General features: G+C 57.8%; 15 protein-coding genes and 1 pseudogene. 7 read left to right on the forward strand and 9 right to left on the reverse strand.

The genetic code is table 11. The annotated features are described in order from the left end of the window. Nucleotides 1-27 precede the first annotated feature (27 nt). From rfbD to ACTG19_RS05860, 4 genes are all read right to left on the reverse strand, one after another. Nucleotides 28-915, reverse strand: coding sequence for a dTDP-4-dehydrorhamnose reductase (rfbD, locus tag ACTG19_RS05845; protein WP_439988869.1), 888 nt, complete (start codon nt 913-915; stop codon nt 28-30). Further along, nucleotides 915-2,021 (reverse strand): dTDP-glucose 4,6-dehydratase, encoded by a 1,107-nt coding sequence (rfbB, locus tag ACTG19_RS05850; protein ID WP_439988870.1) that lies wholly within the window; start codon nt 2,019-2,021, stop codon nt 915-917. Before rfbB ends, rfbD begins: the two co-directional genes overlap by 1 nt. Before the next feature lie 575 nt (nt 2,022-2,596). Further along, nucleotides 2,597-5,746: an efflux RND transporter permease subunit gene (locus ACTG19_RS05855; protein ID WP_184232417.1), complete on the reverse strand. Its 3,150-nt coding sequence runs from the start codon at nt 5,744-5,746 to the stop codon at nt 2,597-2,599. 17 nt (nt 5,747-5,763) lie between these two features. Continuing rightward, on the reverse strand, nt 5,764-6,957 hold the full coding sequence (locus tag ACTG19_RS05860; protein ID WP_021231193.1) for an efflux RND transporter periplasmic adaptor subunit: 1,194 nt from the start codon (nt 6,955-6,957) through the stop codon (nt 5,764-5,766). 140 nt (nt 6,958-7,097) lie between these two features. Here ACTG19_RS05860 and ACTG19_RS05865 point away from each other — a divergent pair, with 140 nt between their 5' ends. From ACTG19_RS05865 to ACTG19_RS05890, 6 genes are all read left to right on the forward strand, one after another. Then, nucleotides 7,098-7,736, forward strand: a complete 639-nt coding sequence (locus ACTG19_RS05865; protein ID WP_005359187.1) for a TetR family transcriptional regulator — start codon at nt 7,098-7,100, stop codon at nt 7,734-7,736. Between the two features lie 105 nt (nt 7,737-7,841). After that, nucleotides 7,842-8,393, forward strand: a complete 552-nt coding sequence (locus ACTG19_RS05870; RefSeq protein WP_439988871.1) for a hypothetical protein — start codon at nt 7,842-7,844, stop codon at nt 8,391-8,393. Between the two features lie 192 nt (nt 8,394-8,585). After that, on the forward strand, nt 8,586-9,767 hold the full coding sequence (locus ACTG19_RS05875) for a dicarboxylate/amino acid:cation symporter (protein ID WP_439988872.1): 1,182 nt from the start codon (nt 8,586-8,588) through the stop codon (nt 9,765-9,767). 223 nt (nt 9,768-9,990) lie between these two features. Beyond that, nucleotides 9,991-10,305 (forward strand): DUF134 domain-containing protein, encoded by a 315-nt coding sequence (locus ACTG19_RS05880; RefSeq protein ID WP_005338107.1) that lies wholly within the window; start codon nt 9,991-9,993, stop codon nt 10,303-10,305. Then, complete coding sequence (locus tag ACTG19_RS05885; protein WP_439988873.1) at nt 10,302-10,877, forward strand: NifB/NifX family molybdenum-iron cluster-binding protein; 576 nt, start codon at nt 10,302-10,304, stop codon at nt 10,875-10,877. Before ACTG19_RS05880 ends, ACTG19_RS05885 begins: the two co-directional genes overlap by 4 nt. Nucleotides 10,878-10,919: 42 nt before the next feature. Beyond that, nucleotides 10,920-11,105, forward strand: coding sequence for a hypothetical protein (locus ACTG19_RS05890; protein WP_076492298.1), 186 nt, complete (start codon nt 10,920-10,922; stop codon nt 11,103-11,105). 163 nt (nt 11,106-11,268) lie between these two features. Here ACTG19_RS05890 and ACTG19_RS05895 read toward each other — a convergent pair whose 3' ends face one another. Both ACTG19_RS05895 and ACTG19_RS05900 read right to left on the reverse strand, forming a co-directional pair. Beyond that, on the reverse strand, nt 11,269-12,393 hold the full coding sequence (locus ACTG19_RS05895; protein ID WP_439988874.1) for an HD-GYP domain-containing protein: 1,125 nt from the start codon (nt 12,391-12,393) through the stop codon (nt 11,269-11,271). Nucleotides 12,394-13,203: 810 nt separating this feature from the next. Then, a complete protein-coding gene (locus tag ACTG19_RS05900) occupies nt 13,204-13,443 on the reverse strand; it encodes a hypothetical protein (RefSeq protein ID WP_042024897.1) in 240 nt (79 codons plus the stop codon). A 110-nt stretch (nt 13,444-13,553) separates the two neighbouring features. Here ACTG19_RS05900 and ACTG19_RS05905 point away from each other — a divergent pair, with 110 nt between their 5' ends. Then, entirely contained in the window at nt 13,554-13,781 is a 228-nt protein-coding gene (locus ACTG19_RS05905; protein ID WP_080768707.1) for a helix-turn-helix domain-containing protein, read from the forward strand. A 17-nt stretch (nt 13,782-13,798) separates the two neighbouring features. Here ACTG19_RS05905 and ACTG19_RS05910 read toward each other — a convergent pair. The 3 genes and pseudogenes from ACTG19_RS05910 to istA form a co-directional block, all read right to left on the reverse strand. Continuing rightward, a protein-coding gene (locus ACTG19_RS05910) for an IS3 family transposase (RefSeq protein WP_439988875.1) occupies nt 13,799-14,961 on the reverse strand; the annotation gives its coding sequence in 2 pieces (ribosomal slippage) (nt 13,799-14,706 and nt 14,706-14,961; 1,164 coding nt in all). A gap of 68 nt (nt 14,962-15,029) precedes the next feature. Next, a pseudogene (gene istB, locus ACTG19_RS05915) lies at nt 15,030-15,296 on the reverse strand (IS21-like element ISAs29 family helper ATPase IstB); the annotation flags it as partial. A gap of 14 nt (nt 15,297-15,310) precedes the next feature. After that, nucleotides 15,311-16,852 (reverse strand): IS21-like element ISAs29 family transposase, encoded by a 1,542-nt coding sequence (gene istA / locus ACTG19_RS05920; RefSeq protein ID WP_439988877.1) that lies wholly within the window; start codon nt 16,850-16,852, stop codon nt 15,311-15,313. Nucleotides 16,853-16,871: the final 19 nt, after the last annotated feature.

Here is a 16,871-nt window from a genome sequence, read left to right on the forward strand (position 1 = left end):
GCATTCAACACATCCCTGGCCAGTGATTTACTTGCCCAGGATCTCGGTCAACATCCGCTCCACACCGACGGTCCACTCCGGCAGCACCAGATCAAAGGTGCGCTGGAATTTGCCGGTATCAAGACGGGAGTTATGGGGGCGTTTGGCCGGAGTCGGGAAAGCACTGGTTGGCACTGCATTGAGCTGTGTCACAGCCAGTTCAACGCCCGCCTCTCTAGCTTTGGCAAACACCAGCTGGGCGTAGTCAAACCAGGTGGTGGTGCCGGAGGCAATCAGATGGTATAGCCCGGCGACCTCGGGTTTGCTCTGCGCCACGCGGATCGCATGGGCGGTGCAATCGGCCAGCAACTCGGCACCGGTCGGGGCGCCGAACTGGTCATTGATGACTGACATCTCGTTACGCTCTTTGCCAAAACGCAGCATGGTCTTGGCAAAGTTGGCACCACGGGCGGCGTAGACCCAGCTGGTGCGGAAGATCAGGTGACGGGAGCAAATAGCGGCGCCTTGTTCTCCTGCCAGCTTGGTTTCACCGTAGACGTTGAGCGGGGCGGTTGCATCGGTTTCCACCCAGGGGCGCTCACCGCTGCCATCAAACACATAGTCGGTGGAGTAATGCACCAACCAGGCACCCAATACTTCCGCTTCTTTGGCTATAGCTGCCACACTGGTGGCGTTAAGCAGCTCGGCAAACTCACGCTCGCTTTCGGCTTTGTCGACTGCGGTATGGGCTGCAGCGTTGACAATCACATCCGGCTTGACCAGACGTACCGTGTCGGCCACCCCTGCCGGGTTGCTGAAATCGCCGCAATAGTCGGTGGAGTCAAAATCAACGGCAGTGATGCGCCCGAGCGGCGCCAGTGCGCGCTGCAGCTCCCAACCGACCTGACCATTTTTGCCAAACAGCAGAATATGCATCAGGCACGCTCCCCATCGTTCTTTTCAATCGCAGAATAGTGCTGCGCAATCCAGGACTGGTAGGCACCGCTCTTGACGTTATTGACCCACTGCTGGTTATCCAGATACCACTGCACAGTTTTGCGAATACCGGATTCAAAGGTCTCTTGCGGTTGCCAATCCAACTCGGCGCTCATCTTGCTGGCATCGATGGCATAGCGGCGATCGTGGCCGGGACGATCCGCCACATAGGTGATTTGCTCATGATAAGAGCCCACCTTCGGCACCATCTCGTCCAGCAAATCGCAAATGGTGTGTACCACCTCCAGATTCTGCTTCTCGTTATGACCGCCGATATTGTAGGTCTCCCCCACCAAGCCCGTGGTCACCACCTTGTAGAGCGCGCGCGCGTGGTCCTCCACATAGAGCCAGTCACGGATCTGGTCGCCTTTGCCATAGACCGGCAACGGCTTGTCATCCAGCGCATTGAGGATCACCAGCGGGATCAATTTCTCGGGGAAGTGGTACGGGCCGTAGTTATTGGAGCAGTTGGTGACGATGGTTGGCAGGCCGTAAGTACGGCGCCAAGCGCGAACCAGATGGTCGCTGGAGGCCTTCGAGGCGGAATAGGGGCTGCTGGGGGCGTAAGGAGTGGTTTCGGTAAAGAGCGGCAATGGTTCACCGACGGCTACTTCATCCGGATGGGGCAGATCACCATATACCTCGTCTGTGGAGATATGGTGGAAGCGGAAGGCCGCCTTGCGCACATCATCCAGACCATTCCAGTAGGTGCGGGCCGCTTCCAGCAACATATAGGTGCCGACGATATTGGTCTCGATAAAGTCAGCCGGGCCTGTGATGGAGCGATCAACATGGCTCTCGGCGGCCAGATGCATCACGGCATCCGGCTGGTGCAGGGCAAACACCCGATCCAGCTCGGCGCGATTGCAGATATCTACTTGTTCGAAGGTATAACGCTCGTTTGACGAGACATCGGCCAAGGATTCCAGATTGCCGGCATAGGTGAGTTTATCGAGATTGATAACGGAATCTTGAGTATCACGGATGATATGGCGTACAACAGCAGAGCCAATAAAGCCTGCGCCACCGGTAACAAGTATTTTCATTTATATGCGTTCTCTTGCGAGGAGTTGATATGGATGCGGTTGCGGGCTGAGCCAGAAATACAAGACCGCGCATAGGGGCCTTTTAACATCACCAGAATGTATATAGATGAGTGCTATTCAATCAAGTTAGCGAAAAATGCTATGGCTACCGCCCCTGGGTTACAGCCCCCAGTTTGCTGCTTTTAACCTGATTGTGCTTGCTGTTGGTCATCATGCCCTCCAGCATTGTTATGTTTTGATGGCGCATAACCATGTTTTCATTTCGTGTTAAAACGACGAAACAGAACTTTCATGGCAAAAAAACGCACAGTACCAGCCCGATAGAACGGCAGATTCTATCTCGATTCCAACAAGACTGCACACCAAAAAATGTTTCAGCATCTCGTTTTTGACCAAGATTCGATAGAACACCATGGGGGCTGTATGACCCCACTGAAAGTACGATTAAAAATTGAACTGAAATTGTGATTGGAACAAAAAATGGGGTAACCATGCTGGTTTCCCCATTTGTATTGTTGGTCAGATTGGTCTGACACTATCTTTTGGTAGCGCTGTTAACTGAGAAAACACAGCCATCAGTCATGTTTTGACTCATGGGCATGGGTCAGACGCGCTTCTTTGCTGCTGTGTTTGGTGAAGTAGCGCATCACCAACACAAAGAAGAGCGGTACGAAGAAGATGGCCAGCACGGTGGCACTGATCATCCCCCCCATCACGCCGGTACCGATGGCGTTGCGGCTGCTGGCACCTGCGCCGGAGCTGATCACCAGCGGCAGCACCCCGAGGATAAAGGCGAGCGAGGTCATCAGGATCGGACGCAGACGCAGGCGTGCAGCCTCCACCACGGCTTCACCCAAGCCCATCCCCTTGTCGTAGAGCTCTTTGGCAAATTCCACGATCAAAATCGCGTTCTTAGCCGACAGACCTATGGTAGTGAGCAGGCCGACCTGGAAGTAGACGTCGTTCTCCAGCCCGCGCAGGGTGGCAGCCACAATGGCCCCCAGTACCCCGAGCGGCACCACCAGCATCACCGAGAACGGAATGCTCCAGCTCTCGTAGAGGGCTGCCAGACAGAGGAAAACCACCAGCAAGGAGATGGCGTAGAGCGCAGGTGCTTGTGAACCGGCCTGACGCTCCTGGAAGGAGAGCCCGGTCCACTCGATACCCACCCCTTCCGGTAGCTGTTTCACCATCTGCTCGATGGCGGCCATCGCATCACCGGTACTCTTGCCAGGCGCCGCCTCACCGACGATCTCCATCGCCGGCACGCCGTTGTAACGCTCCAGACGGGGTGAGCCGAAGCTCCACTCGGTGCTGGCAAAGGCGGAGAAGGGCACCATCTGACCGGCACTGTTGCGCACATACCAGAGCTTGAGATCTTCCGGGTTCATCCGGAAGGGGGCATCCGCCTGCATGTAGACCTTCTTGATCCGGCCCCGGTCAACGAAGTCATTGACGTAGGACGAGCCCCAGGCGGTAGCCAGGGTGTTGTTGATGTCCGCGATGGAGAGCCCCTGCGCCAGCGCCTTCTCGTAGTCGATCTTGATATCGAGCTGCGGCGTATCTTCCATCCCGTTCGGGCGTACCCGCACCAAGGTGGGATCCTGCGCCGCCATGCCGAGCAGCTGGTTACGCGCCGCCATCAGCTTGTCGTGACCGATACCGCCACGATCCTGCAGGAAGAAGTCAAAACCGGTCGCCGTCCCCAGCTCCGGGATCGGAGGCAGGTTAAAGGCGAACACTTGCGCCTCCTTGATGCTGAACAGATAGCCCATGGCGCGGCCGATAATGGCATTGGCACTGCGATCCGGGCTCTTGCGCTCGCTCCAGTCCTTGAGCTTGATAAAGGCCATCCCCGCGTTCTGGCCACTACCGGCGAAACTGAAGCCAGATACGGTCAGTACAGAATCGACATTATCCTTCTCGTTTTTCAGGAAGTAGTCGCGCATGTCCGCCAGCACCACCTCGGTGCGCTGCTTGGTGGCCCCCACCGGCAGTTGCACCATGGACATGATGACCCCCTGATCCTCTTCCGGCAGGAAGGAGGTGGGCATCCGCATAAAGAGCACTGCCAACACCGCCAGCATGGCGCCGTAGATCAGGCTGTAGCGCACGCCCTGCTTGATCACCTTGCGCACACCGCTCTGATAGCGGTTGGTACCGGCATCAAAGGCGCGGTTGAACCAGCCAAAGAAGCCGCGCTTGGCACCAAACTCGCCATGTTTCATCGGCTTGAGCAGGGTGGCACAAAGGGCCGGTGTCAGGATCAACGCCACCAGCACCGACAGCACCATGGCCGAGACGATGGTCAGTGAGAACTGGCGATAGATGGCACCGGTCGAACCGCCGAAGAAGGCCATCGGCACGAACACGGCGGAGAGCACCAGGGCGATCCCCACCAGCGCGCCGGTGATCTGGGTCATCGACTTGCGGGTCGCTTCCAGCGGGGAGAGATCCTCCTCGCTCATCAGCCGCTCCACGTTCTCCACCACCACGATGGCGTCATCCACCAGCAGGCCGATGGCCAGCACCATACCGAACATGGTGAGGGTGTTGATGGAGAAGCCAAACGCCGCCATCACCCCGAAGGTACCGAGCAGCACCACAGGCACCGCAATGGTCGGGATCAGGGTGGCGCGGAAGTTCTGCAGGAACAGATACATGACGCAGAACACCAGGAAGATCGCCTCGATCAGGGTCTGCACCACCTCCTCGATGGAGATCTTCACAAACGGCGTGGTGTCGTAGGGGTAGACGATCTCCATGTTGGCCGGGAAGTAATCCGACAGCTCATTGAGCTTGGCACGCACCTTCTCGGCGGTATCCAGCGCGTTGGCGCCGGTCGCCAGCTTGATGGCAACCGCGGCGGTAGACTGGCCGTTGTAGAGCGCATCGGCGTCATAGCTTTCACCCGCCAGCTCGACCCGGGCCACATCTTTCAGTCGTACCTTGGAGCCATCCTGATTCACCCGCAGCAGGATGTCGTTGAACTGCTCCACGGTAGATAGGCGGGTCTGACCCATGATGGTGGCGGTGAACTGCTGATCTTCCACCGATGGTGTGCCACCCAGCTTGCCGAACGCTACCTGGGCGTTCTGCGCCTTGATGGCCGCCTGCACATCCCCCGGGGTCATCTGCACCCGGTTAAGCTTGTTGGGATCGAGCCACACCCGCATGGAGTACTGGCTGCCGAACAAGGTGATATCCCCTACCCCGTCCAGACGACTCAGAGGCTCCTTGATGTTAGAGACCACATAGTCCGCCAGGTCGTCGTTGTTCATGCTGCCATCGCTGGAGATGAAGGCCGCGACCATCAGGAAGCTGCTGGAGGTCTTCTGTACCCGGATCCCCTGCTGCTGAACCTCTTGCGGCAGCAGCGACATCGCTTGTTGCAGCTTGTTCTGCACCTGCACCTGGGCGATATCGGGATCGGTCCCCGGCTGGAAGGTGAGGGTCACCGACACTCGCCCCGCGGAGTCAGACTGGGAGGACATGTAGAGCAGGTGATCCAGCCCGGTCATGTTCTGTTCGATGATCTGGGTCACCGAGTCTTCCACCGTTTTGGCGGATGCGCCCGGATAGCTGGCAGAAATACCGACCGCGGGCGGCGCAATGCTCGGATACTGGGCGACCGGCAATTTGATGATGGCCAGGCTGCCCGCCAGCATGATCACCAGCGCGATCACCCAGGCAAAAATGGGTCTGTCTATAAAAAATCGAGCCATGAAGCGACTACTCCATCCTACTTGTTGGCCGGGGTGTTGGACGCGGCTTGAGCAGACGGTGCATCAGCACCTTGCTCAGCGGGATTGACAACGGCGCCCGGTCGTACTTTCTGCAGGCCAGCCACGATCACCCGCTCGCCGGAGGTGAGCCCTGACTCCACCACCCAGTTGCTGCCAACGACACGGCTCAGCTGCACGTTGCGCAGCTCCACCTTGTTATCAGCGGTTACCACCATCACGGTGGCTCCGCCGTTGGGGGTGCGAGTCACGGCAGTTTGCGGCACCAGCAGCCCTTGCGCCCGCTCACCCTCTTGCAGGGTGGCGCGCATAAACATGCCGGGCAGCAGCAGCTGGTGAGGGTTGGGCACAATCACCCGCAGGGTCACCATGCCGGAGGTCTCATCCACGGTCACATCGGAGAACTGCAACGAGCCCTCTTCGCCGTAAGTGGAGCCATCTTCCAGCTGGAAGGTCACCTTGGCCCCCTTCTGCTCGTCCTGAGTCAACTTGCCCTCGGCGACCAGTCGCTTGAGGCGCAGCAGATCGGCCGTGGACTGACGCACATCCACATACATGGGATCGAGCTGCTGAATGGCGGTCAGGCTGTCAGCCTGCTGGGCGGTCACCAGCGCCCCCTCGGTCACCGCGGATTTACCGATGCGGCCACTGATGGGGGCGGTGATGCGGGTGTAACCGAGATTGATCTCGGCAGTGCGCAGGGCCGCCTTGCTTGCCATGATCTCGGCCTTGGCCTGCTTCCAGCTCGCATCGGCGTCGTCATAGTCCTGACGGCTGATGGATTTGACCTTGAGCAGCTCCTGATAGCGCTGCGCCTTGAGGCGGGCACTCTGCTCGTTGGCCTCGGCCTTGGCCAGATTGGCCTTGGCGCTGGCGACTGCCGCCTGATAGACAGCCGGGTCGATCTGATAGAGCAGATCGCCCGCCTTCACATCGCTCCCCTCGGTAAAGAGGCGCTTGAGGATGATGCCGCTCACCTGCGGACGCACTTCGGCCACCCGCAACGGGGCGCTGCGGCCGGTCAACTCGGTGGTCAACATCAGCGGACCGCTCTGCAGGGTCACCACGTTGACCGCCGCGGGGGGCATGCCGCCCTGTCCCTGGGGTGCGCCCCCCTTGTCACCACAACCTGCCAGCAAGCCTGTAGCCAGCAAGGCAAGACCAACTGAACGAGCAAGAATATGTTTATGCATGAAACACCTGAGCCTTTGCCAGTCAATGAACAATCAGGGCCACATGGGCCCTGTTGGTAAATAGTCGAAAGATGAGGCAATATACATACATTCATAAATGTATGTAAGTGACTTTTTGCTTGCATGAGGCACAAATTTCGATGGCCAGACGAACCAAAGAAGAGGCGCAGCAAACACGCTGCCACATCATGAGCACGGCGCTGGATCTGTTCTGCTCTCAGGGCCTGGCCAAGACCAGCCTGACCGACATCGCCAGGGCGGCAGACCTGACCCGCGGGGCCATCTATTGGCACTTCAAGAACAAGGATGAACTCTTCATTTCGCTCTGGCAGGAGCTCTGCAGCCCCCTCGCCCACCAGCTCGATGCCTGCCTCAATCCAGATGAGCCGGATCCGCTGGGGCAACTGCGCCTCTTCTTTGAAGGGGTACTCCATAGCTTCATTCACAATCCGGCACAGCGGCAGATGTTCACCATCCTGTTCAATCTCGAATCGCTGGAAGGGGAAGCCATCTCACTGCGCGAGCATATCCGCAGCCAGTCCGCCAACTTCTTTCGGGACCTGGAGACCACCCTGGCCAATGCGGTACGGCGGGGCCAGTTGCCAGCCAACCTCAACCTGCAGCGCGCCGCCACCCTGCTCCACTGCACCCTGGATGGCTACATCATCAACTGGCTCCACTTTCCGGGGCGGATCGACCTGCAGGGCGAATCCGCCTTTATGATAGAGAGCATGTTCACCATGCTGGCCCAGCCCCACGGGCCTGCCTGCGGCCGCTAACCGGCTCCGGCAACGTCCTCACATCCAAATCGGGGACTGACCGCACGTTTTGGCAGTCAGGCCCCGATTTGTTACCCTGTGCGCCCCCTGCTTGAGGTAACCCCTGTGCCACACTCTGACGCCATCCCCGCTTCCCGGCTATTTAACGACCAGCACGCCCACGTTCGAGCTGCCTTTGTGGCGCGTCTCAAACCCGGTGCTCACCTGCTCAATGGTCAATGCGGTATGGGGGAGGATCTCTGCTGGCTGCGTGCAGAAGGGTATGTGGTCACCGCCTGTGAAGCTGTGCTGGCTGACGCCAAAGTTGCCTCGCAGCAATCCGGGCAAGCAGTGCGGGTCTGCCCGCTGGCGAAGATGCACTCGGTGCTCCCTTACGATGGCATCTGGCTAAGCCGCCCGCTTGATGACGACGCGGCCACCCTTGTCCCCCAGTTGCAACAGCTGGCGACCCTGCTCAAAGCGGGTGCTCCGCTCTGCTTCCCCCTACAGCCAAGCGGCAAGATTAGTCACGATGAGCTACAACAACTGGTCACCACATCCGGGATAGCGCTGCAACTGGCGCCGATGGAAGCCGTATCAGCCAGTACGTCAGATTCCTCAAGTCAAAACGCCAATCAGTACGTCATGTTGCTGCGTAGCGATCATCAGGCCACCTAACGGGCTAATTCATCACGGATTTCCCCGTTCAACGCCAAGCCGACAGCTAGTCGGCGATCTTGGCTTTCGACAATATTTAACTCGGTGTTAACGCAGAAAAGGCAGACATAACACGGCTTACGTGTTAAAAAGTGTGATTAATATCAAATTTTAATAACAAAACAGACAATACAACCAACTCCGGATTTCCTTATGAAACTTGTCCTGAAACTCATTGCTGGCATCCTTGCCGGTCTCTTGCTCGGTCTCTACGCCCCTGAGTGGGTGGCGCGCGTGCTGTTTACGGCCAAGACAGTGATAGGTCAGCTGATCACCTTCACCATTCCGCTCATCATTCTGTTCTTTATCATGAGCGGCATCGCCAGCCTGCCGAAAAACTCCGGCAAGCTGCTGGGCAAAACCGTGGCCCTCTCCTATTGCTCCACCATTCTGGCGGGGCTGTTCGCCTTTACCGTGGCTAGCCACCTTATCCCGCAGTTCACCACCGCCGCCGAGCCCACCACGGCCACGGCTATCGAACTTGCCTCCTACGTCAATCTGGAGATCCCGCCGCTGTTTGGCGTGATGTCGGCACTGGCCGCCGCCTTCGTGTTCGGCATCGGCATCAGCGCCACCCAGGCCACCGATCTGCGCCGGGTCGCCGATCAGGGTCGTGACATCATCGACCGCCTGCTGGCCAAGGTGATCATCCCGCTGCTGCCGTTCTATATCGCAGGGGTCTTTGTCGAAATGACAGTAGAAGGCACCGTGTTCGCTACCCTGAAAACCTTCGGCGTAGTGCTGGTGATGGCCATCCTGATGCACTGGATCTGGCTCTCCGTACTGTTCGTGGGTACCGGTCTGGCCCTTGGCCGCTCACCGGCCCAGCTCATCAAGAACATGCTGCCCGCCTACTTCACCGCGCTGGGGACCATGTCGAGCGCCGCCACCATTCCGGTCGCCCTGCAATCGAGCAAGAACAACGGCGTGAGCGACGGTATCGCCAACTTCACCGTGCCGCTGTGTGCCACCATTCACCTCTGTGGCTCCACCATTACCCTGGTCACCTGCGCCACCGCGGTGATGTTCCTCTCCGAGCATCTGGCCATTCCGGGCATCGAAACCATGCTCCCCTTCATCATGATGCTGGGGGTGATCATGATCGCCGCCCCGGGCGCCCCGGGTGGTGGCGTGATGTCGGCGCTGGGCCTGCTCACCTCCATGCTCGGTTTCGGTGAAGCCTCCATCGCCCTGATGATCGCACTCTATCTGGCGCAAGACAGCTTCGGCACCGCCTGCAACGTCACCGGTGACGGCGTGATTGCCCTGTGGGCGGATCGCTTCGCCAACGGTAGCGAGAGCGCAGCCCCCGTGGCCGAGGCCGAACAGGCGTAAGCTCGCCGGGATAGCCCGACCATCCTCTGCAAAACCGCAGGCCCGAACCATGTTCGGGCCTGCGTCGTTTCTGTCCCCTTTACTGCTTTTGTTAGTATTCCTCCTCCCCCTCTTTACCCCTCTCTACCGTGAACAGCACTGGCGCTACCCTCTGCATCAGACAAAATTATTGGCATATGCTACATATGAGCGTATAAATGGCTTATGCCAATTAGGAGCCACCATGCCAAGACCCAAGATTGCCCGCCAGATCTGTGGCCGCCCCGCCAACAGCTGCTTCAAACCCAACGGCCGCCCCATGCATCAGCTGGAACAGGTCACGCTGGCCCCTGATGAGTTCGAGGCACTGCGCCTCGTCGACCTTCAAGGAATGCAGCAGCAGGAGGCCGCCCTGGTGATGGGGGTCTCCCGCCAGACCCTGGCCAATATCCTGAAAAAAGGGCGCTACAAGGTGGTGGAGTGTCTGAGTCTGGGCAAGGCATTGATGATGCAACCCGCCGAGCCCGACCACCCAACCAGTGGAGAAGAGCCGACATGAATGCTGTCACAACCATGACCACCACCCTCTGCAACAGCGCCCTGATGCTGAGTCAGGGGTTGCTGGCTGGCCACTTTACCCGTGCCGAGCAGCTGCAAATTCTTAACCCCGAAGGGAACGTTATCGCCACCCTGCCCAATCCGGCCGCCGCCGAAGGTTGCCACGGCAAGCAAGCGCTGCTCGACGCCCTCGCCCATCATCAGGTAGGTCAGGTGGTGGTGCGCAATATCGGCGAGCGAATGCTGGGGCGCCTGCTGGCGGTCAATATCCGGGTGCTGCAGTGTCGCGCTGCCCGCCTGCCGCTGCCCGCGCTGCTAGCCCCCACCAATTTGCAACCTCTCACCGAGGCAAGGCAGGGCCGTCCGTCTCGTCGTCATCAGAGCAAGGCGACTATCCGTGCCATCCAGCCCGTCGGCGCAGGCCACCCCCATTGTCACGGTGGTTGCAACAGTGGCTCCGATCACTGTTGCGCCAGTAGTGGCAATCAGGCAGAGAGCCCACTGCAAGGCCATACTTGTTGCCACGGCAGTGAAGGCGCCAACCAGCAGGGCGGTTGCTGCCATCATCACTGATGCCATCTCTGTGCATGTCATCACCATCAAGGAGAAGAGATCATGTCCATCTGGTTGTTGAGCCTGCTCGCCTCGTTCGTGCTGATCCTGACCATGGGCACCATCATCTGGTGGCGCCAATACCAGCTTGCCCAGAAGCGGGAAGATAAAGAGGTGCGTCCCTGTGGCTGCTCCAGCGCCTGCGCGGATCACCTCTACCAGATCAGCGAGCCGACGCCCAAAAAGTAACCTGACCGCAAACGCCATAGCCACAGAGATAAAGTCGGCAAAATAAGGGCGCGTGGAATCGAGAGGCGCATAAAAGAGAGGGGGCACCTGCTGGTGCCCCCTCTCTATTTACTCCTCGTCATGCTTGAACCGCCTCTTTCCCCCTTATGCTCATCACACGCGCTCAACCCGGCTCGGCGCCGCTGGCCGCCACACTCGCAGAGCAGGCCGGATCCTGATACTGCTGATAGATGGCATAAAACTCGGCCTTGTTGTGCAGGGCTGCGGCAACGCAGGCGGGATCAAACTGGCTGCCGGCATGCTCCTCCAGATAGGCAAACGCCGTCTCGAACGGCCATGCCTTCTTGTAGGGGCGCTCGCTGGTAAGGGCATCAAACACATCGGCCACCGTCACGATGCGCGCCGCCAGCGGGATCGCCTCCCCCGCCAGCCCCAGCGGATAGCCGGTTCCGTCGAAGCGTTCGTGATGGCTGGCGATGATATTGGTCAGCATATCGGTGTGATGAATGCCATCGAGACCAAACTCGTTGATCATCAGGCTGATCATCTCACGCCCCTTGCCGGGGTGGATCTTCATGATCTCGAACTCTTCCGGGGTCAGCTTGCCCGGCTTGAGCAAAATGGCATCCGGCACCGCAATCTTGCCGATATCGTGCAGCTCGGAGAAGAGGTAGATAAACTCCACCTCCTCATCGCTCAGCCCGCAAGTCGGGGCCAGCGTCTTGGCAATCAGCCGGGAGTAGGCCGACATCCGGTGCAGATGGTTGGCGGTCTCCTCATCCCGATAGCGGCTGAACTCCCGCGCCGTGGTCAGCGCGCCGCCAAGGGTCTGGATGGAGAAAAACTCCACCGCAATGATGGCCGAGAGCGCCTGGGCATAGGCCGACAGCTCGCTGCGGATCGGCTCCTCGAAGTATCCCGGCTCCATGGCATCACAAAACAGAAAGCCAAACAGTTTGCTGTTGAACAGCAGCGGCTCGGTATAGCTGGAGGCATAACCCGCCTCCAGTACCTTGCGGCTGTGCTCCGACGCAGAGCCACGCAGGGCATCGAGATTGCCGAGCACCCGGGGCTGCTTGTGCTCCGCCAGATAACTCAGGGAGGGAACATCGCTCAGCTTCACCTCATACTGCACCAGCGACGAGGGCCCCTCGGTGCTATGGGCAAAGGTCTTGAGCTGATCGGTATGGGGATCGTAAATCGCGATGGCCACCCGACTCAGCTTGTCAAAGCGCTGCCTGAGCGTGGCATGTACGCTCTGCATTTTTTCGCCAAATGAACTTTCCATCGCCTTCTCCAACGGGTTCCCGTACTGGGAGTATAGTGACTCCCGGTGTTCTCCTCTCTGTCACCAAATCAATATTGAGAGGAAAATCAACAAAGCAGCATCCCCACAACCAACCCGCATGGCAGAGGCAATAGCCCTACCAAGGGCGCGTCATCACCGGCTGTTGGTGCGGCGCAATCTTGCCTGGTCGGAGATATTGTTCGGTTCTGCCATGCTGGCTGTATAGTTTTTGGTTAACCATTCCGGTAAAATCCGCGCCCTTAAAGAAGAGCCACCTAAGAGTGATTGAGCGATGTCCAACACAAAACAGGCCCCCAAAGTAGGATTCGTCTCCTTGGGTTGACCCAAAGCAACAAGACCAATCCATGGCTAATACTGTCAGTAAGGCTTGTGCTGGCGGGCTCCCATCACTGTACCGGTGCCGGAGTTGCAAGCTGTAGTACTGACATGTTGCTCAACACAGGATCATATATTCCGTTACCTAGGATGTGTTCGTCCGTTCAACCATCAGGATACGCCCGAACTCGCTCAGGCTGTGCTCGACCTCCTCAGCCGCATCGAGCATGGGATCCTGACTGAACGCCTAGGCTAGGATGTTATGTTGGGTTTACCGATATTAAAGAGGTGCTTAATGACGTCCGTCTCTATGGAGACTCATAAGGCGATAAAAACGCTAATTGGCGCCGGTTATAATCCAAAGAAGCTGAGGCTACGTTGGCATTACTTTACGAGGATGAGCTACAAATAAGTCCACCAATACAGCAAACCGCGAGAAAGACCCGAATGCCCTCCATCATGTCAGAGACTTGTTCACTTTCTTAGCTCCTGAGGTATCGGCCATTGCTGCTTAAAATCCATAAATTCGGCAACAAACGAAACCATAATGCTCTTAACAAATTCATCATATACGGATTGATTGATAGTGACATGTACGAATGACTCCACTCTCAAAGAATCTCCTACTGCGGCTAGGAAATCCGCATCTTGAAAGGTTAGTGTCACTGTGCCACTTTTTTGATTCTGGCTCAGAACGATCTGCTGATTGGACATTTTCCACCTCGAAATGATGCTTATATGCAGTGTCATTATATGCGTGTACTCACAGCCGTGTACAGCACGCCGTATAACGTAGACCATAGATCCTCTAGTGAGGAGATAAAATGGATTCTGACGAGTTTGAGCTGGCGATGCTCGCAACTGCATTCGGTAAAAATGTACGAGAGCTGCGGTCTGCACGAGGTATGCAACAGGAAAAACTAGCACTAATTGCTGGTATAGACCGTGGTCATATGGGAAAAATCGAACGTGGGGAAACTAGGGTAACCCTGGAAAAAGTTTATCAGATCGCCAAGGCCCTAGGGGTCTCGCCTGCATCATTGCTGCCATAACCATAGCTGTGTAGTGGTCAACTAAATCCGGACACTTGGTTAGGCCGTTCTTCGGCTTTTGCTGGCGGTATCCCGTCATTGTGTTGATGTGGACGCCGCCAGTTGTAGTAATCCATCAGGTAGTAACTGATATCCCGCTTCGCCTCTCGCAAGTTCATATATCCCATAGCCGGGAGCCACTCTGACTTCAGGCTTCTGAACAACCGTTCCATCGGGGCGTTATCCCAGCAGTTGCCACGCCGACTCATACTCTGGGTCATGCGATAGCGCCACAGTCGTTGCCGAAATGCCCCGCTGCCATATTGGCTGCCCTGGTCAGAGTGAAACAGCACGCCTGACGGACAACCTCGTTGCTGATACGCCATCTCAAGTGCTTTGATGGCAAGCTCTGCATCTGGTTTATCTGACATCGCCCAGCCCACGACCCGCCGGGTGTGCAGGTCAAGCACCGCTGCCAGGTAATGCCAACGACCACCTGCCCAGACGTAGGTGATATCGCCACACCACACCTGATTGGGTTGCTGGACATCAAATTCGCGGGCCAGCAGATTGGGAATGTCCGGTCGTTCAGACTGTGCCACCTTATAGCGGTGTGCGCCCGGCTGTTTGGATACCAGCCCGGCTTCCTTCATCAGGTTACGTACTTTGAATCGACCAATCTGATACCCCAACTCCCGCATCATCGACATCAAGGCGCGGCTGCCAGCCGAATCCCTGCTCGCTTTGAACAACCGGCGCAACTCAGAGCGCTGTTGCATGCGCTCACGGTTAATCGCCCGCCTACGGGCCAGATAATCGTAAAAACAGGAGGTGGGAACATCGAAAGCGCAGCAGACCAAGGTGATGGGGGCTTGCTCCCTTAATCGGTCTATCAGCGCGTACGTGTGAACTCGTCCGCCATCAAGAGAGCAGTAGCCTTTTTTAGAATGTCCTTTTCACGTTCGAGCCGGTTGATACGGGCTTCCAGCTCCTGAATTTTTTGCTGCTCCGGAGTCAGTGCTTTGCCGATTGGGGTTGTGCCAGTTCGTTCGGATTGCAGTTGCTGAACCCAGCGACGGAGCACGGTTTCACCGACATCCAGTGAACGGCTGGCTTCAGGGACAGAATATCCCTGGTCGAGCACCAGGGATGCAGCTTCGAGTTTGAATTCGGCAGTAAATGAGCGACGTAATCTTGTCATTGAACACCTCAGGTCATGGTGGCGACTGTACCACCTAAAATGGTGTCCGGGATGATTAGACCACTACAGTTTGCCACCTGTGACCGCTCTAGGTTGCGTGCAGACTGGTAGTCCACCTCTTGCACCGTGGCTTGGAGTTTGAGCCGCGCCTGCTTGACTAGCCGAGCTTGTTTACGTTGCTCCCGGCTCAGTTGTTCGTGTTCGACCAGCAGGCTTAGACGCTCGATGAAGGGCAGCCCTTCGTAGGTACTGGCCTGTTCCAGTTGTTGTTGCACTGCATCCGCCATGCCGGTCAGTTTCAGGTTTCTCAGGCGGGTCAGGGTTTGTTGGGTCATGGGGCGTATCCTCTTTAGTGGAAGCTCTGGGGGCCACGGATGTTCTCGTGCTCTTGCGGTAACTCTGGGTAGCTCAGCGGGCTTTCGGGCAGTTGGTCGCGGCCACTGGTCAGCACCGACTTGAGCTGTTTGAGTCGCACCAGTCCTTCCCGATTAGCCAACTGACAGCAGGCCTCGACCCGTGATGGCGGATACTCCCGGCTAAGACTCAGTAGCCCCAGGCAGAGTCGGTATGCCTGCTCGACATGGGCTTTCTCTTCCAGCCGTTCGCTCACCCAGCACAAGGTGCCCGGTCCGATATCAGCAGCCCACTGCTTGAGACGGCCTGGCGTCCAGCGTTGCTGCTTGCTGTGGCGTTCCGGCATGTGCTCCGGGATCGTGCTCATCCCCGGGATGGTTTTACGCGGATGGCTCGCGACCAGCTGTTGCTGGTGATAGACCTGAAGCAAAGTGTCGCCAGCATGGAGCTCCAGTTGCTGGCCCACATACTGGTGTGGCACCGAGTAGTGGTGCTGCTCATAGCTGACGTGATAGTCGATGTTGACCTTGACCGTTTTGATGGCGACATAGCGATAGGGATGCACCGGCAGTGGTCCCAGTGCCGGGCGGTCCAACTGCTCAAATGCGTCACGTCGGTTACCGGGCAGTTGCTTGAACGGACGCTCGTTGAGTTCGTTCAGCAAGGCACGGATGCACTGGTTGAGATCGGCAAGCGAGAAGAAGGTCTGATGGCGTAGACGGGCCAGGATCCAGCGCTCGACGATCTGCACACCCACCTCCGCCTTGGCCTTGTCCTTGGGCTTGTAAGGACGAGCTGGCATCACCGCCACCTGATAGTGCTCGGCCAACTGCTGGTAGCTGGGGTTGAGCTCGGGATCGTATCGGCAAGCCTTGCTGACACCGCTCTTGAGGTTGTCGGGGATCAGCAGTGCCGGTGTCCCGCCGAAAAACTCAAAGGCACGGACATGGCTTTGCAGCCAGTCCGGCAGTGACTGTGACCAGGTGGCCTCGGCAAAGGTGTAGTTGGACGCACCGAGCACGGCGACAAAGACTTGTGCCTGACGGACCTCACCCGTAGTCGGCGACACGATGGGCACCGTGGGCCCGCAGTAGTCGATAAAGAGCTTTTCCCCCGCCTTGTGGATCTGGCGCATGGAGCGCTTTTGCAACTGACACCAGGACTTGTAACGGTCACAGAACTGGGAGTAGCTGTAACAGCTATTGGGATAGCGCTGGGTGTACTCCTCCCAGAGCAGCTGTTTGGAGACCCCCTTGCGCTTGAGCTCCTGATGGACAGAGGGCCAATCCGGCACAACATGGCGGGCCGAGATGGTGGTATCGGCCTGCGGATAGAACAGGGCAGCCAGTCGGCCATCATCAAGATCGGTAGGTAAGGGCCAGGTAAGGCCGAGCGCCTGGGCACTTTTGAGGAGTTTCTGGATGGAGCCGACACTGACCTTGGTACAGATACTGATTTGGCGAACAGAGAGGTCAGCTTCCAGCCGCAGTCGCAGTACTTCACGAATTTTACGCATTGCAATCCTCTTGGCAGACATAGGCTCTTCCCTGGCAAAA

This window comes from Aeromonas sp. 3P (genome assembly GCF_051919745.1).
GTDB classification, from domain to species: domain Bacteria; phylum Pseudomonadota; class Gammaproteobacteria; order Enterobacterales; family Aeromonadaceae; genus Aeromonas; species Aeromonas veronii.